We start from the raw sequence: 16,283 nt of genomic DNA on the forward strand, positions 1-16,283 counted from the left end.
TTGGTTCCCGTGCAGCCCCCCGCGCACGAAAAAGGCGCCCGTTGGGCGCCTTTTTCTTTCCCGCAACGCCGGGCATGGCCCGGCGCTACCGTGTGCCGCTCAGTTCCAGCTGAGCACGACCTTGCCGGCCTTGCCTTCTTCCATCAGGTCGAAGCCCTTCTGGAAATCGTCGATCGGCAGCTGGTGGGTCATCACCTTGCCAAGCGGGAAACCGGACAGCACCAGCTGGGTCATCTTGTACCAGGTCTCGTACATCTTGCGGCCGTAGATGCCCTGCACGGTCAGGCCCTTGAAGATGATCTTGTCCCAGTCGCAGCCGGCGCCCCTGGGCATGATGCCCAGCATGGCGATCTTGCCGCCGTGGTACATGCAGTCGAGCATGTCGTTGAAGGCCCGCGGGTTGCCGCTCATTTCCAGGCCCACGTCGAAGCCCTCCATGTGCAGTTCCTTCATCACGTCCTTCAGCGACTGGTTGGCGACGTTGACCACGCGGGTGGCACCCATGTCGGCGGCCAGCTTCAGGCGGAAGTCGTTGACGTCGGTGACCACCACGTTGCGTGCGCCGATGTGCTTGCAGATGCCGGCGGCGATGATGCCGATCGGGCCTGCGCCGGTGATCAGCACGTCCTCTCCGATGACGTCGAATTCCAGCGCGCAGTGCGCGGCATTGCCGTACGGGTCGAAGAAGGCGGCCAGCTCGGACGGGATCTGGTCGGGGATCGGCCACAGGTTGCTGGCCGGCATCACCATGTATTCGGCGAAGGCGCCGTTGACGTTGACGCCGATGCCGACGGTGTTCGGGCACAGGTGCGGGCGGCCGCCGCGGCAGTTGCGGCAGTGGCCGCAGACGATGTGGCCTTCGGCCGAGACGCGCTGGCCGACTTCATAGCCGGTGACGGCCGAGCCGAGTTCGGCGATGCGGCCCACGAACTCGTGGCCGATGGTCAGGCCCGGCTTGATGGTGCGCTGGCTCCAGTCGTCCCACAGGTAGATGTGCAGGTCGGTACCGCAGATGGCGGTCTTTTCCAGCTTGATCAGGACCTCGTTCGGGCCCGGGGTCGGCACCGGAACCTCTTCGAGCCAGATGCCCTTGGCTGCTTCGCGCTTGACCAGGGCCTTCATCGTTTGCTGCGCCATCGGGTGGAACTCATCAGGGGGAAAACGCGGATTATAGAGGGCTGCGCGGAATTCCCATGTTGCGCTGCGGGTGCATTGAGCCCCCGGTAGCGCCGGGCCATGCCCGGCGGAAGCAGTGGCGCGGCCCATGACTTCCGGGCATCGGGGCGGGGCAGGGGGCTGGGCTACACTCGGCGGTTCTTTCACCAGGGGCCGCTCGATGCGCTCGAACCTGCTTGCATTCTCCGTCGTCGCCAGCCTCGGGCTGGTCCAGGTCGCCCATGCCGCCGAAGGCATGTGGGTGCCGCAGCAGCTGCCGGAGATTGCCGGCCCGCTGCAGAAGGCCGGCCTGAAGCTGTCCCCTGAACAGCTGGCCGACCTGACCGGCGACCCGATGGGTGCGGTGGTTGCGCTGGGTGGCTGCACCGCCAGCTTCGTCTCCCCGCAGGGCCTGGTGGTCACCAACCACCACTGTGCCTACGGCGCCATCCAGCTCAATTCGACCGCGCAGAAGAACCTGATCAAGGACGGCTTCAACGCGCCGACCCAGAAGGACGAACTGAGCGCCGGCCCGAACGCCCGCGTGTTCGTGCTCGACCAGATCACCGACGTCACGGCCCAGGCCAAGGCCGCCATCGCGGCCGCCGGCAAGGATCCGCTGGCCCGCAGCCGCGCCCTGGATGCCTTCGACAAGGCCCAGGTGGCCGCCTGTGAAGCCGACGCCGGCTTCCGCTGCCGCCTGTACTCGTTCAGCGGCGGCAACACCTACCGCCTGTTCCGCAACATGGAAATCAAGGACGTGCGCCTGGTCTACGCGCCCCCGGGCAGCGTCGGCAAGTTCGGCGGCGACATCGACAACTGGATGTGGCCGCGCCACACCGGCGATTTCTCGTTCTACCGCGCCTACGTCGGCAAGGACGGCAAGCCGGCGGCGTTCTCGGCCGACAACGTGCCCTACCAGCCCAAGCACTTCCTGAAGTTCGCCGACCAGCCGCTGGGCGCCGACGACTTCGTGATGGTGGCCGGCTACCCGGGCCGCACCAACCGCTATGCCCTGGCCGGTGAGTTCAACGAGACCGCCAGCTTCACCTACCCGACCATCGCCCGCCATTACAACGCGGTGCTGAAGATGATCGACGAGGCCGGCAAGGCCGACCCGGACGTGAAGGTGAAGTACGCCGCCACCGCTGCCAGCATGAACAACGTGGCCAAGAACTACCTGGGCCAGCTGGAAGGCTTCAAGCGCATCGATGCCGCAGGCCAGAAGCAGGCCGAGGAAGCGGCCGTGCTGGCCTGGCTGAAGAAGCAGGGCACCGCCGGCAAGCCGGCCCTGGCCGCGCACGCGCAGCTGCTCCAGCACCTGGACACCAGCAAGGCCACGCGCGAGCGCGACCTGTTCGTGTCGCAGTTCAACAACACCTCGGCGGTCAGCGCCGCCATCACCCTGTACCGCCTGTCGATCGAGCGCGCCAAGCCGGACGCCGAGCGCGAAGCGGGCTACCAGCAGCGCGACCTGACCACCATCGAAGGTGGCCTGAAGCAGATGGACCGCCGCTACGTGGCGAAGATGGACCAGCAGCTGCAGACCTACTGGCTGGACCAGTACGTGGCCCTGCCGGCCGCGCAGCGTGACAACGAAGTGCTGAACACCTGGCTGGGCGGCAGCAACGAGGCCGCCGTGAAGTCGCTGGTGGGCAAGCTGTCGGGCACCCAGCTGGGCAACCTCGACACGCGCCTGAAGTGGTTCAACGCCGACCGCGCCGCCTTCGAAGCCAGCACCGATCCGGCGATCCAGTACGCGGTGGCCGTCATGCCGGCACTGCTGAAGCAGGAAGAGCAGCGCAAGATCCGCGAAGGCGAATCGCTGACCGCGCGTCCGCTGTACCTGCAGGCCGTGGCCGACTACAAGAAGAGCAAGGGCGAGTTCGTCTACCCGGACGCCAACCTGTCGCTGCGCATCACCTTCGGCAACGTCATGGGCTATGGCAAGGACGGCGTGCAGTACACCCCGTTCACCACCCTGGAAGGCGTGGCGGCCAAGGAAACCGGCGAAGACCCGTTCGACTCGCCGAAGGCGCTGCTGGATGCGGTCAAGGCCAAGCGTTACGGCGGCCTGGAAGACAAGCGCATCGGTTCGGTGCCGGTGAACTTCCTGTCCAACCTGGACATCACCGGCGGCAACTCCGGTTCGCCGGTGCTGGACGCGCACGGCAAGCTGGTCGGCCTGGCCTTCGACGGCAACTGGGAATCGGTCAGCTCCAACTGGGTGTTCGACCCGGTGATGACCCGCATGATCGCCGTGGACAGCCGTTACATGCAGTGGATCATGCAGGAAGTGGCGCCGGCGCCGCAGCTGCTGAAGGAACTGAACCTGGCCAAATAAGGTAGTGCCGGCCGCTGGCCGGCAACTCCACCGGGCGGATCATCCACGCATGGCGTGGATCTACTGACCTGGCAAAATAAGGTAGTGCAGGCCGCTGGCCGGCAACTCCACCGGGCGGATCATCCACGCATGGCGTGGATCTACTGACCTGGCCAAATAAGGTAGTGCCGGCCGCTGGCCGGCAACGCTGGCGGAACCGTCTGCAACCTGAAACCCCGCGACCCCGGTCGCGGGGTTTTTTCATGCCCCGACCGGCCGGGTCCGCCGAACAGGTATCATCCCTGTTCCGCGTACTTCACAGGATGTGAACGAAACGCGGAAGCCTCCTCCCCCCAGGACCCCTTGTTCGCATGCGCATCCTGCTTGCCCGTCACGGCGAAACGCCGTGGAACGCCGAAGGCCGCTACCAGGGCCAGATCGACATCCCGCTTTCGCCCATCGGCGAAGCCCAGGCCCAGGCCCTGGGCGCCCGTCTCGCTTCGGTGGACATCACCCGTGCCGTGGCGTCGCCGCTGTCGCGCGCCCAGCTGACCGCCCAGCTCGCCCTCGGCGCCGACCGCGCCGGCATGCTGCAGACCGAGCCGGACCTGCAGGAAATCGCCCACGGTGAGTGGGAAGGCCTGCTGGCCAGCGAGATCAACGAAAAAGACCCGTCGCGCCTGAAGGCCTGGCGCGAGGAACCCGATACCGTGCTGATGCCCGGTGGCGAATCGCTGCGCCTGGTGCTCGAGCGCAGCTGGCGCGGCCTGGCGCGTGCCGCCGAAGGCCTCGGCGAGCATGACACCCTGCTGGTGGTCGCCCATGACGCGGTCAACCGGGTGATCCTGTGCAAGGTGCTGGGCCTGCCGATTTCCCGCCTGTGGACCTTCCGCCAGGCCCCGACCACCCTGAACCTGCTCGAAGGCGCCGACCTGGACAGCCTGGAAGTGGTGCGCCTGAACGACTGCGCCCACCACACGCCGTTCTTCGGCGAAGCCAAGCACCGCGCGCTCTGATCCCGAACCACCTGCTTCTGCTGGAACCCCTGCCGTGACGAACACCCCGACCACCCTGGCCGACTGGCTGGACTACATCGAACGCCAGCACCCGGCGACCATCGACATGGGCCTGGAGCGCGTGCGCGCCGTGGCCACCGCGATGGGCCTGGGCGCGCCGGCCAAGCGCACCATCGTGGTCGGGGGCACCAACGGCAAGGGTTCCACGGTGGCGTTCATCGAGGCCATCGGCCGTGCCGCCGGCTGGAAGGTCGGCGCGTACACCTCGCCGCACCTGCTGCGCTACAACGAGCGGGTGCGCATCGATGGCCAGGACGTGGAGGACGCCGCGCTGGTCGCGGCGTTCAACACGGTGGAAGCCGCGCGCGGTGGAATCACCCTGACCTATTTCGAGTACGGCACCCTGGCCGCGCTGCAGCTGTTTGCCGATGCCGGGCTGGACCTGGCCGTGCTGGAAGTAGGCCTGGGCGGGCGCCTGGATGCGGTCAACATCATCGATGCCGATGTTTCGGTCATCACCACCGTGGACATCGACCATGCCGAGTGGCTGGGCGAGGACCGCGAGGCGATCGGCGCCGAGAAGGCCGGCATCATCCGCGGCTGGAAGCCGGTGATCCTGGGCGAGACCGACCCGCCGTCCAGCGTGCTGGATCGGGCCTATCGGCTGGGTGCCAACGCCATCCGCGGCGGCAGCGATTATTTCTACGAGCCGATCGATGCCCAGCGCTGGCGCTGGCGCGATGTCGGCCTGCGCATGGAACTGCCGACCCCGTCGCTGGCCGCTCCGATCCAGCTGGCCAATGCCGGTGCTGCCATCGCCGCACTGCGCGCGCTGGACCGGCCGGTGCCGCGTGCGGCCTGGGCCGCCGGCATCGCCGCCGCGCGCATCGCTGGCCGCATGCAGGCCTTCGAGCGTGATGGCGTGCAGATCCGCGTGGACGTCGGCCACAACCCGCAGGCCGCAGGCCAGCTGGCCCGCGCGCTGAACGCCGAAGTGGCGCCGGGCCGCACCCTGGCGGTGTACGCGGCGCTGCAGGACAAGGACGCCGCAGGCGTGGTGCAGGCGCTGCAGGACAGCGTCGCGCAGTGGACCCTGGCGGGGCTGGAAGGCCCGCGTGGGCAGAGCGCGCAGCAGTTGCAGGCACGCCTAGCCGATACCCCGGCCGCGACGGCCGCGCTGGCCGACAGCGTCGAGCAGGCGCTGCAGCAGGCGTTGGCCCAGGCCCAGCGCGGCGACCGGGTGCTGGTGTTCGGTTCGTTCCACACCGCAGCGGCGGCGTTGCAGTGGCTGCAGGACCACCCCTGATCCACGTTCAGTCAGCGCCGACGCCGTTCGTCCCGGCACCCGTATAATCGACCCATCTCCAGCCTGTCGCCTGCCTCACGTGGATACGCCCCTGAAACAGCGTCTGATTGGTGCCATCGTCCTGGTGGCCTTGGCCGTGATCTTCCTGCCGATGCTGGTCAAGGGGCCTGCCCCGGACAGCGGCGTGGCCAATGTGCCCATCGCCGCGCCCGACGCGCCGGCCGATGGCCAGTTCGAAACCCGTGAGCTGCCGCTGGTCGCCCCGGCCGGTGGCGCCACCGGCCTGCAGAGCGGCCAGGCCAAGCCGGTCGAGGACGCCGCTGCGCCGGCGACCCCGCCCACCGTGGATACCTCGCCGGCCGTCGCCGCCGGCAACTACGCCGTCACCTTCGGTGCCTACGGCAGCCAGGCCGATGCGGATGCCGTGATCGCCTACCTGAAGCGTTCGCAGCTGCCGGGCTTCACCGAAACCGCATCGATCAATGGTCGCCCGGCCTGGCGCGTGCGCGTGGGGCCGTATGCCGACCGCGCGCAGGCCGAAGCCGCGCGCCTGCAGGCGGTGAAGGTCCGCGGTGACGTCAAGGCAGAAGTCATCACCCTGGATGCCAGCACCGCGCCGTCTTCGGCCGTGGCTGCCACCCCGGCCGCGCCCAGCGCGAGCACGCCGGTTGCTGCACCGTCGCCGTCGGCTGCCGCCAACCCGGTACGCAGCGAAAGCCTGCCGGCCAGCACCCCGGCCGCCGCCACGCCGCCGGCCCCCAAGCCGGAAGCCCCCAAGCAGCAGCCCAAGCCTGAACCGGCCAAGCCGCAGCCGAAGCCGGAAGCAACGGCCAGCAAGCCCGAGGCCCCGGCCACGCCAGCAGCCCCGGCTGCCAGCGGCATCGGCTTTGCCGTGCAGCTGGGTGCATTTGGCCAGGCCAACGATGCCAATGCGCTGCGCGACAAGGTCCGCGCCGCCGGTTTCAGCGCCTTCGTCGAGCAGGTCCGCACCGAGAAGGGCACCCTGCACCGCGTGCGCGTCGGGCCGGTGGCCAATCGCGCAGACGCCGAACAGCTGAAGGCACAGGTCGCCGCCAAGGTCGGCGTGGCCGGCATGGTCCGACCACACCCATGATCCGGCCGATCGCCCGCCGTAAGCAGGAGGGGGCGAGGTGATCGACATCGTGCTGGGCGTGCTGATTGCCGCCTCGGTGCTGTTCGGCCTGATGCGTGGCTTCATCGGCACCGTCGTCGCCCTGCTGTCCTGGCTGCTTGCCGCCTGGGCGGCCTTCACCTTCGGCAGTGAGGCCGCACACGCCTGGGCCGCGCCGCAGCCGCCCGGCAGTGGCCACTACCTGGCCGGTTACCTGGGCGTCTTCATCGCAACGGTGGTGGTGGTCGGCCTGCTGGGCCTGCTGCTCAAGGCCGCCATCAAGCTGACCCTGCTGGGGGGCGTGGATCGCCTGCTCGGCGGCGCGCTGGGCCTGCTGCGCGGGCTGCTGCTGGCCAGCGTGCTGCTGCTGCTGGCGGGCTTCACTGCGTTGCCGGGCGAGCCGTCGTGGCAGCAGTCGCAGCTGCGGCCGCTGCTGCAGCCGGCCGTCGCCTGGATGCAGGCGCAGCTGCCGGCCTTGGGGGAGGGCCTGCCGCTGGATGGCCTGCTGCCCGACCATCTGCCCTTGCCCCTGCCGGAAAACGCCCCATCTGCTGTGCAGGTGTTGGGCAAGCCGGTCATCACAGGCGATAATGGCGTCCTCAACGAGGTAGTGGCGGGCGGCGGATGGCCGCGGCCCGTGGACGCACAGCAGGAGCCCGTCGCGGCTTCGGCACTGCCCAGCAGCATCGAGCCGGCGCCCGAGCGTCCGGCACGGCCCGCGCCCGCTGCGGGCGGAACCCCAGGCCAGGTACGGCCACCTTCCTTGTAACTGGGCACGGCCCAGCGGAGACCTCGCACCATGTGTGGCATCGTCGGAATCGTCGGCAACCAGAACGTCGCCGGGCAGTTGTATGACGGCTTGACCGTCCTCCAGCATCGCGGCCAGGACGCGGCAGGCATCGCCACCGCCAGCGGCAGCCGCCTGCGGGTGCAGAAGGCCACCGGCCTGGTCCGCGACGTGTTCGACGCCCGCACCATGTCCACCCTGGAAGGCAACATCGGCATCGCCCACGTGCGTTACCCGACCGCGGGTTCGGAAGGCATGGACGAAGCGCAGCCGTTCTACGTCAATTCGCCCTACGGCATCGCGCTGGCCCACAACGGCAACCTGATCAACACCGAAGACCTGCGGCGCCAGGTGTTCGAGCAGGACCGCCGCAACGTCAACACCGATTCGGACAGCGAAGTGCTGCTGAACGTGTTTGCCTACGAACTGGAACAGCAGCGCCAGCTCAGCCCGGAAGCGGCGATCCGTGCCGTGGCCGGCGTGCACCGCCGCTGCAAGGGCGGCTATGCGGTGGTCAGCGTGGTGCTGGGCCTGGGCCTGGTCGCCTTCCGCGACCCGCATGGCATCCGCCCGCTGGTGCTGGGCAAGCGCAGCCACGCCGAAGGCGATGAATACATCGTGGCCTCCGAATCGGCGGCGCTGGACGTGCTGGGCTTCCAGCGCGTGCGCGACGTGCAGCCGGGCGAAGCGCTGGTGATCACCGCGCGCGGCGAGCTGTTCTCGGAAATCTGCGCCGAGCCGGCCGAGCACACCCCGTGCATCTTCGAATACGTGTACTTCGCACGCCCGGATTCGATGATCGACAACGTCTCGGTGCACAAGGCGCGCATGCGCATGGGCATCAAGCTGGGCGAGAAGATCCTGCGCCTGCGCCCGGACCACGACATCGACACCATCATCCCGATCCCGGACACCTCGCGCGATGCCGCGCTGGAAATCTCCAACGTGCTCGGCGTGAAGTACCGCGAAGGCTTCATCAAGAACCGCTACATCGGCCGCACCTTCATCATGCCGGGGCAGGGCGAGCGGGTGAAGTCGGTGCGCCGCAAGCTCAACCCGATCCACCTGGAGTTCCGCAACCGCGTGGTGCTGCTGGTGGACGACTCGATCGTGCGCGGCACCACCAGCCAGCAGATCGTGCAGATGGCCCGCGATGCGGGCGCGCGCAAGGTCTACCTGGCCAGCGCCGCGCCGCCGGTGCGCTTCCCCAACATCTACGGCATCGACATGCCGGCAGCCGAGGAGCTGGTGGCGCACAACCGCACGGTGGAAGAGATCGAAGCCCACCTGGGCTGCGACTGGCTGATCTACCAGGACATCGAGGACATGGAAGCGGCGGTGAGCGAGGGCAATCCGGCGCTGCGCAATTTCGATTCGTCCTGCTTCAACGGCCATTACCCGACGGGCATCGAGCCGGGCTACTTCGAACGCATCCAGCAGCTGCGTTCGGACGACGCCAAGCACAAGCGCCGCGCCTGAGGTCCAGCCGTGGTCGATGTGCCCGACGTCGGTGGCGACCTGCTGCGCGCTGCGCAGCAGTGCCTGGCCGAAGCCGACCCGCTGCGCAAGGTGGCGCTGACCCAGGCCTACGCGGCGGCGTTCCGCGCCGGGCGCCTGAAGGTGGCCGCCGATGCGCCGCCGCCTGAAGCGATCCGCATGCCCGGCCGCCCCGCGCGGCTGGTGCTGGTGCACCCGCGGCAGGTGCCGCGGCGTGGGCTGGGCGGGGTGGAAGGCCGCGCCGCCTTCATCCACGCCATTGCCCACATCGAACTGAACGCGATCGACCTGGCCTGGGATGCGGTGTATCGCTTCCGCGGCCTGCCCGCGGCGTTCCATGCCGACTGGGTGAGCTGCGCCGACGATGAGTCGCGGCACTTCCTGCTGCTGCGCGAGCGGTTGCAGGTGCATGGTCACGAGTACGCCGATTTCCCCGCGCACAACGGCCTGTGGGAGATGTGCGAGAAGACCGCGCATGACGGCCTGGCGCGCATGGCGCTGGTGCCGCGCGTACTGGAAGCGCGTGGGTTGGACGTGACGCCCGGCATGATCGAGAAGCTGCGCAATGTCGGCGACGCTGAAACCGCCGATGTGCTGGAAGTGATCCTGCGCGAGGAAGTCGCGCATGTTGCTGCCGGTTCGCGCTGGTACCGCTGGTACTGCGAACGCGCCGGCGTCGAGCCGCGCGCACGCTTCAAGGAACTGCTGCTGGAATATGCCGGCGGCTACCTGCACGGTCCCTTCAATCTGGAAGCGCGCCTGCTGGCAGGCTTCGACGCCGACGAGTTGGCCAACCTGATCGAACAGGCGGGTTGATCCACGCGGCTGGTGCCATCCACGCATGGCGTGGATCTACTTCAGGCACCGGGCCGCGATGCACGTGAAGCGCCGGGTCGCGGGTAGATCCACGCCATGCGTGGATACACGTCACGCGCCGGGTCGCGGGTAGATCCACGCCACGCGTGGATACACGTCACGCGCCGGGCCGCGGGTAGATCCACGCCATGCGTGGATGCACGTCACGCGCCGGGTCGCGGGTCGATCCACGCCATGCGTGGATACACGTCACGCGCCGGGCCGCGGGTAGATCCACGCCATGTGTGGATACACGCCACGCACCGGGTCGCGGGTAGATCCACGCCACGCGTGGATACACGTCACGCGCCGGGCCGCGGGTCGATCCACGCCATGCGTGGATGCACGTAACGCGCCGGGCCGCGGGTCGATCCACGCAATGCGTGGATGCGCGTCACGCGCCGGGTCGCGGGTCGATCCACGCCATGCGTGGATGCACGTAACGCGCCGGGTCGCGGGTAGATCCACGCCATGTGTGGATACACGCCACGCACCGGGTCGCGGGTCGATCCACGCCATGCGTGGATGCACGTCACGCGCCGGGCCGCGGGTAGATCCACGCCATGCGTGGATACACGCCACGCACCGGGTCGCGGGTAGATCCACGCCATGCGTGGATGCACGTCACGCGTTGGGCAACACCACGCGCTTGCCGTCTACCGTCGGCCGGTTGATGTAGAACAGGCCGGGCCCGGGCCGGTATGGCAACTCGCTCACGCCGGCATCGGCCGCGTAGGTCAGCGCGGTGTCGCCCAGTGCATCGAAGTTCCAGTGCGCCGACTGCATCAGGTAGCGGCGGCGCAGCAGTGCTTCCTGGGTCGGGGTCAGTGCCTGTCCCTCCAGCAAGCGCCGTGCGATCGGCTGCAGGTTGGCAGGCAGCGCCCAGTCCGCCACGTCGGCCGCCTCGGCCGTCCACTGCACGCCGGCTTCTCTGGCCTGCCGCTGCATCACCTGCAGGCCGATCAGCTGGTAGCGCCAGTCGATGGGCCGGCGCAGCACCACCGCTGCGGTCACGTACAGCACGGGGCTCAGCAATACGCTGCGGCTGCCGGCACGGCGCTGCTGCTGCCACTGGTGCCAGACATCCACCCACACCTCTTTCTCGTCCAGGCCCAGCTGCTGCCGCCAGCGTTCGGCATCGGCCTGCGCTTCGGCGTAGACCGTGGTCGCCTGCAGCTGCGCCAGCGAGGGCGTCTGGTAGTCGGGCACCGGTGGGCGTCGCAGCTGCTGCCGGTGCGGCCGGCTCAGCAGTTTCGGCCCTTCCTCGGTCTGGTCGTAGCCGCCGCCGATGTTGGCATGCACGCCGGGCAGCACGATCTCGGCATGCGTCGGTGCCACCGTGGTCAGCGGGTAGTGCTGGCGGTGTTCATCGCGGGCCACCAGCTGCACCACGCGGCCGGCGATGCCGGCAGGCAGGGCCAGCTGCGGCCGCTCATCGGCACGGCCACCGTTGACCGCCACCACGGTGTCGAACAGGCCGATGAAGCGCAGCGCCGGGCGCTGTACCGCGAAATCCACCGCGCACACGAGGCCCGCCTGCTGCAGCAGCTGTCGCCAGCGCGCGCCGTCCCAGCCGTGCAGCTGGTTGGCGACATCGCGTGCGGCCGCCGCGCCACGCGAGTAACCGAACAGGTCCACCTGCACGCTGTGCAGCGGGGTACGCCGCTGCGCGGCAAGCGCGGCCAGGGCCGCCGGCAGCAGCACCTGCAGCGCGCGCTGGACCTTGGCGCGCACGCCGCTGGCACCCACGCCGAAGGCCAGCCCGATCAGGTCGTCCTCGGCGTCATCGCGGGTGCCGACACCTTCGATGTAGATCGCCAGCGACGCACCGACGCCGGGCGTGCGCCGGCTGTCCGGGTACAGCTGGTACAGCCGCGTGATGTTGGTCGTGCCGTTGTCGTAGCTGCTGGTCAGCCGGCTCTGGTAAGTCGAGTCATCGTCGGCGCGCAGCAGGGCAGGGCGTGGCTGCGGCGACTGCGGCCGGCCGCGCGCGAGGTTGTGCGCGTTGTTGCGGGTGCCGTCGAAGAACAGGCCAATGCGCAGCACGCCGGGATCGGCGTCCGCATCTGCCTGGTGCTGTCCTGGTGCCATGTGCGTTCCCCGTCGTGGCCGCGTCACGGTGGCGCGAACGCCATGTGTTGGCGAAGTGTACTGGCGTTTTTGACCTGCCTGAACGCCGAGGCCGTGGATCACAGATCCGGATGCTGACGCCTGTCCTCTATTGAATTCACACGCGCTGGACAGGCCGAATGGCCAGACCCGGCAAACCGGGTCGTGATGCATCAAGGCTGTCCACCTCACTTCCAGGAGCGACCAGAATGATGTCCAGATCGATGGGTAGAACGGCGGTTGGCGTGTTGTTGGGCCTTTCGGTGGCGGCGGCGGCCAGTGCCGCGCCGTTGTTTGAACCGGTGACCATCCTCAGCCGCGCTTCGGCCGGCAGCGATCCCGCACTGGCCCGGCTGCTGTCCACACCGTCCACGGCCACGGTACAGGAAGTGCGCATCGACGCGGCCGCCATCGCGCAGCCGCAGCTGGAATTTGAACTGCTGGGGCAGCAGGTGCAGGCGATCCGCAGCAGGGTCGAGGCGCTGCCTGACGGTGGCAGCATCTGGTACGGGCAGATCCGCGCGCCGTCGGACCGCCTGCAGAAGGCGACCTCCAATGGCCAGGACGATCCGGGCAATTCACTGATCGTGGTGCGCTCGGGCAACACGCTCACCGGCTCGATCCGCAAGGACGGCAAGCTGTACCGGCTGCGCCCGCTGGGTGATCGCCACATCCTGGTGGCGGTGGACGAAACGCGGATGCCTGCCGACCACCCGGCCGACTACAACCAGCTGCCGAAGATTCCGATGGCGGCCCAGGATCGCATCGGCATCGCCCAGGCATCGTCGGGCACGCCCGCGACCATCCGCGTGCTGGTGGTGGCCACCAATGCCGCGGTGGCGGCCTATGGCGGCAACATGCAATCGCTGGTGCAGCTGGCGGTGGCCGAATCCAACCAGGGGTATGCCAACAGCAACGTCGGCATCACCATGCAGCTGGCCGGGTATGAAACCACCAGTTATACCGAGTCGGGCAACTTCACCACCGACCTGACCCGTTTCCGCACGACCAGTGACGGCTACATGGACAGCATCCATGCCAGCCGCAACAGCACGACGGCCGATGTCGGCGTCCTGCTGATCAACAACACCAGCTACTGCGGCCTGGCCTCGGGCATCGGCTCGACGGCGGCCACGGCGTTCGCAGCGGTGTACTGGGACTGCGCGACCGGGTACTACTCCTTCGCCCACGAGATCGGCCACCTGCAGAGTGCCCGGCATGACATCGCCAACGATCCGAGCACCTCGCCGTATGCCTTCGGCCACGGCTACCGCTACGAGCCGTCCACCGGTACCGGCTGGCGCACGATCATGGCCTATGACTGCACCCGCGGTTGCCCGCGCCTGAACTACTGGTCCAACCCGAACATCAGCTACAACGGCATTCCGATGGGCATTGCCAGTTCAGCCGACAACCAGCGCGTGCTGGTCACCACCAAGCACACGGTGGCCGGCTTCCGCTGAGGCGGTTACCGGATGGCACCCGCCGACCAGGGGCGGCGTCTACCGGCCTGCGCGCTCTGGTAGATGCCAACCTTGGTTGGCACCCGGCAATCCGTCATTCGCGCTTGAGCGAATCCAGGCGCCAGCCGCCGGCATCCACGCGCAGCACCGAACCCTGCTCGTACCAGTCGCCCAGCACGATGCGGGTGCAGCTGCGGCCACCGGCCTGCAGCGTGTGGATGGCCGGGCGGTGGGTGTGGCCGTGGATCATCGTGTCCACGCCGTGGCGCACGAAGGTGGCCTCGACTTCGGCCGGGGCCACATCGGTCACCGTTTCGAACTGCGCGCGGTCACCCTGTTTCATTTCCGACTGGCGTGCCTGGCTGGCATCGCGCGCCTTCTGCGCGAACGCAATGCGTGCGGCCAACGGCTGCGACAGGAACTGGGCCTGGAACACCGGGTCGCGGGTCTGCGCGCGGAACTGCTGGTAGGGGATGTCGTCGGTGCACAGCAGGTCGCCGTGCTGCAGCATCACCGGGCGGCCGTACAGCTCGATCACGCAGGGGTCGGGCAGGATGCGCAGGCCGGCACGGCGCGCATAGTCCTCGCCCAGCAGGAAATCGCGGTTGCCGCGCATGAAGAACACCGGCACGCCACTGTCGGACAGCACCTTCAGCGCATCGGCCACCGCATCGGCGGCCGGCGAGGGCGTGTCATCGCCAATCCAGGCTTCGAACAGATCGCCGAGGATGTACAGCGCGTCCGCGCCGGGCGCGTCCTCGCGCAGGAAGCGCAGGAACAGGTCGGTGATGGCTGGACGGCTGGGGTCCAGGTGCAGATCGGAAATGAACAGCGTCGTCATGCGGGCATTCTAGGGCATCGGCTCGCCGGGCACGGCCTGGCGGGCGCGACCGCGTCAAACCGGCAGCGGCAGCCAGGCCAGGCTGGCCGAGGCCAGCAGCGCGGCGATGCCGGTGGCCGCCAGCACGTCGCTGGGGTAGTGCAGGCCCAGCACCACGCGCGACAGGCCCACGCCGAAGGTGAACGGCACCAGCAGCGGTGCCAGCCACGGGTAGTACGCCAGCGCCACGATGGTGAAGGACACCGCATGCAGGGTGTGGCCGGAGGGGAAGCTGAACTCGTCCAGCGGTGCCACCCAGGCGCGGATGCGCAGGTCGGCCGCATATGGCCGCGGGCGCCGGGTCCAGCGCTTCAGGCCCTTGTAGAGCAGCAGTGCGGCCAGGCCGGTGGCGGCCATGTGCACCGATGCGCGCAGGCCGTCGAAACCATCGACCAGTACCAGCGCGCCCATCAGCACGTACCAGAAGACGCCATCACCCAGGCGGCTGATGATCGAGAACAGGCGACGCACGCGGCGTCGCCGGCAGTAGTGGTTGGCCCGGCGGCACAGCCGCGCTTCGCGGCCAGCCAGTCCTTCAAGCGGCGTTGTGCGCATGTCCGGTCCTCCGTGCCTGGGCCAGTTCGGCCAGCAGCGTTTCGAATTCGGCCACCACCTGCTGCGGGTGCAGGCGCTTCATCGCGCGGGCGGCGTTGCTGCCCAGCTCGCGGCGGAGTGCATCGTCGCTGGCCAGCTGCACGGCCGCTTCGATGAACTGTTCGTCGGTGTCCACGGCGGCCCCGTTCTCGCCGTTGCGCAGGTACTCGCGCGCAGCGCCGTAGTCGAAGGCCACGGTGGCCAGGCCGCAGGCCATGCTTTCAAGGGTCACGTTGCCGAACGTCTCGCTGCGGCTGGGGAACAGGAACAGGTCGCCGCTGGCGAAATGGCGGGCCAGGGCGTCGCCGCGCTGGATGCCGCAGAAAATGAAATCGGGATTCTCGTGGGCCAGCTTCTCCCGTGCGGGGCCGTCGCCGACCCACACGAAGCGTGCCTTCGGCCGCACCTGCTGCAGGCGGCGGAAGGCCTTCACCGCCAGCCCGAGGTTCTTCTCGGCAGCGATGCGGCCCACGTAGATGGCGACCAGTCCGTTGCCGTCCACGCCCCATTCCTCGCGCAATGCGGGATCGCGCCGGCTGGGATCGAACTGCTGGCTGTCCACCGCGCGCGCCAGCAGCCGCACGCGCTCGAAGCCCTGGTCGGTGAGGAAGTGCTGCAGTTCGCGGGTCGGCACCAGAGTGGCATCGGCCTGGTTGTGGAAGCGGCGCATCCAGCGCATCGCCGCCGTCTGCAGCCAGGCAACGCCGTAGTCGGGCAGGTATTCGTCGAAGCGGGTGTGGAAGCCGGTCGCCACCGGAATGCCGAGGCGGCGGGCGGTGCGCAGCGCCGACCAGCCCAGCGGGCCTTCGGTGGCGATGTACACCGCGTCAGGGCGCTGCTTCTGCCAGTGGCGGCCCAGGCGGATCGGCGCGGGCAGGCCGAAGCGCAGGCCCGGGTAGCGGGGCAGGGCGGCGCCCGGCACCAGCAGCGTGCCGGGCGCCGAGTCCAGTGCTTCACTGGCCTGTCGTGGACGGATCAGGTCGACCTCATGGCCGGCCGCGCGCAGTCCCAGTTCCAGGCCCTGCACGGTGAGTGCGACGCCGTTGACTTCCGGCGGATAGGTCTCGGTGACAATGGCATGGCGCATGGCGGGCCTCCGGTTTTCCGGCATGCTCGGGCCTGCCCATGTAGTGCCTGTTACCGCTTTGCGACCGTGGGATGACGGC

The 16,283-nt window shown here is 68.8% G+C and carries 13 protein-coding genes; 8 read left to right on the forward strand and 5 right to left on the reverse strand.

All coding sequences use genetic code 11. From position 1 onward, the window contains the following. Positions 1-99: 99 nt before the first annotated feature. The gene (gene tdh / locus QMZ26_RS03875; RefSeq protein ID WP_079225101.1) at positions 100-1,122 is read right to left on the reverse strand and encodes an L-threonine 3-dehydrogenase; all 1,023 of its coding nucleotides are present in this window, start codon (positions 1,120-1,122) and stop codon (positions 100-102) included. A gap of 214 nt (positions 1,123-1,336) precedes the next feature. On the opposite strand from tdh, the gene QMZ26_RS03880 reads away from it, so the two are divergent. From QMZ26_RS03880 to QMZ26_RS03910, 7 genes are all read left to right on the forward strand, one after another. Then, entirely contained in the window at positions 1,337-3,499 is a 2,163-nt protein-coding gene (locus QMZ26_RS03880; RefSeq protein WP_108746031.1) for a S46 family peptidase, read from the forward strand. Positions 3,500-3,849: 350 nt separating this feature from the next. Next, positions 3,850-4,494, forward strand: coding sequence for a histidine phosphatase family protein (locus tag QMZ26_RS03885; protein ID WP_079220782.1), 645 nt, complete (start codon positions 3,850-3,852; stop codon positions 4,492-4,494). Positions 4,495-4,528: 34 nt separating this feature from the next. Beyond that, positions 4,529-5,800 carry a bifunctional tetrahydrofolate synthase/dihydrofolate synthase gene (folC, locus tag QMZ26_RS03890; protein WP_200733260.1) on the forward strand — a complete coding sequence of 424 codons (1,272 nt, stop codon included), beginning with the start codon at positions 4,529-4,531 and terminating at the stop codon, positions 5,798-5,800. 79 nt (positions 5,801-5,879) lie between these two features. Next, complete coding sequence (locus QMZ26_RS03895) at positions 5,880-6,914, forward strand: SPOR domain-containing protein (RefSeq protein WP_283220640.1); 1,035 nt, start codon at positions 5,880-5,882, stop codon at positions 6,912-6,914. A gap of 37 nt (positions 6,915-6,951) precedes the next feature. Beyond that, positions 6,952-7,701 (forward strand): CvpA family protein, encoded by a 750-nt coding sequence (locus QMZ26_RS03900; RefSeq protein WP_283220641.1) that lies wholly within the window; start codon positions 6,952-6,954, stop codon positions 7,699-7,701. Positions 7,702-7,731: 30 nt separating this feature from the next. Beyond that, positions 7,732-9,198: an amidophosphoribosyltransferase gene (purF, locus tag QMZ26_RS03905; protein WP_079220786.1), complete on the forward strand. Its 1,467-nt coding sequence runs from the start codon at positions 7,732-7,734 to the stop codon at positions 9,196-9,198. A 9-nt stretch (positions 9,199-9,207) separates the two neighbouring features. Continuing rightward, positions 9,208-10,032 carry a ferritin-like domain-containing protein gene (locus tag QMZ26_RS03910; RefSeq protein WP_079220787.1) on the forward strand — a complete coding sequence of 275 codons (825 nt, stop codon included), beginning with the start codon at positions 9,208-9,210 and terminating at the stop codon, positions 10,030-10,032. Between the two features lie 663 nt (positions 10,033-10,695). On the opposite strand, the gene QMZ26_RS03915 is transcribed toward QMZ26_RS03910, so the two are convergent. Beyond that, complete coding sequence (locus QMZ26_RS03915; protein ID WP_200733262.1) at positions 10,696-12,162, reverse strand: DUF2235 domain-containing protein; 1,467 nt, start codon at positions 12,160-12,162, stop codon at positions 10,696-10,698. A 227-nt stretch (positions 12,163-12,389) separates the two neighbouring features. Between QMZ26_RS03915 and QMZ26_RS03920 the strand changes: the two genes are divergently transcribed. Then, positions 12,390-13,643 carry a zinc-dependent metalloprotease gene (locus QMZ26_RS03920; RefSeq protein ID WP_283220642.1) on the forward strand — a complete coding sequence of 418 codons (1,254 nt, stop codon included), beginning with the start codon at positions 12,390-12,392 and terminating at the stop codon, positions 13,641-13,643. 94 nt (positions 13,644-13,737) lie between these two features. Here QMZ26_RS03920 and lpxH read toward each other — a convergent pair whose 3' ends face one another. Genes lpxH through QMZ26_RS03935 form a run of 3 tightly spaced genes read right to left on the reverse strand, consistent with a single transcriptional unit; the run spans position 13,738 to position 16,204 of the window. Beyond that, positions 13,738-14,484 (reverse strand): UDP-2,3-diacylglucosamine diphosphatase, encoded by a 747-nt coding sequence (lpxH, locus tag QMZ26_RS03925; protein WP_283220643.1) that lies wholly within the window; start codon positions 14,482-14,484, stop codon positions 13,738-13,740. A gap of 54 nt (positions 14,485-14,538) precedes the next feature. Beyond that, positions 14,539-15,078 carry a phosphatase PAP2 family protein gene (locus tag QMZ26_RS03930; protein ID WP_079220791.1) on the reverse strand — a complete coding sequence of 180 codons (540 nt, stop codon included), beginning with the start codon at positions 15,076-15,078 and terminating at the stop codon, positions 14,539-14,541. Beyond that, positions 15,059-16,204, reverse strand: a complete 1,146-nt coding sequence (locus tag QMZ26_RS03935; protein WP_200733265.1) for a glycosyltransferase family 1 protein — start codon at positions 16,202-16,204, stop codon at positions 15,059-15,061. The genes QMZ26_RS03930 and QMZ26_RS03935 overlap by 20 nt, the downstream gene beginning before the upstream one ends. Between the last annotated feature and the right edge of the window lie 79 nt (positions 16,205-16,283).

The sequence above is a fragment of the Stenotrophomonas sp. PFBMAA-4 genome (assembly GCF_030053215.1).
Taxonomy (GTDB): domain Bacteria; phylum Pseudomonadota; class Gammaproteobacteria; order Xanthomonadales; family Xanthomonadaceae; genus Stenotrophomonas.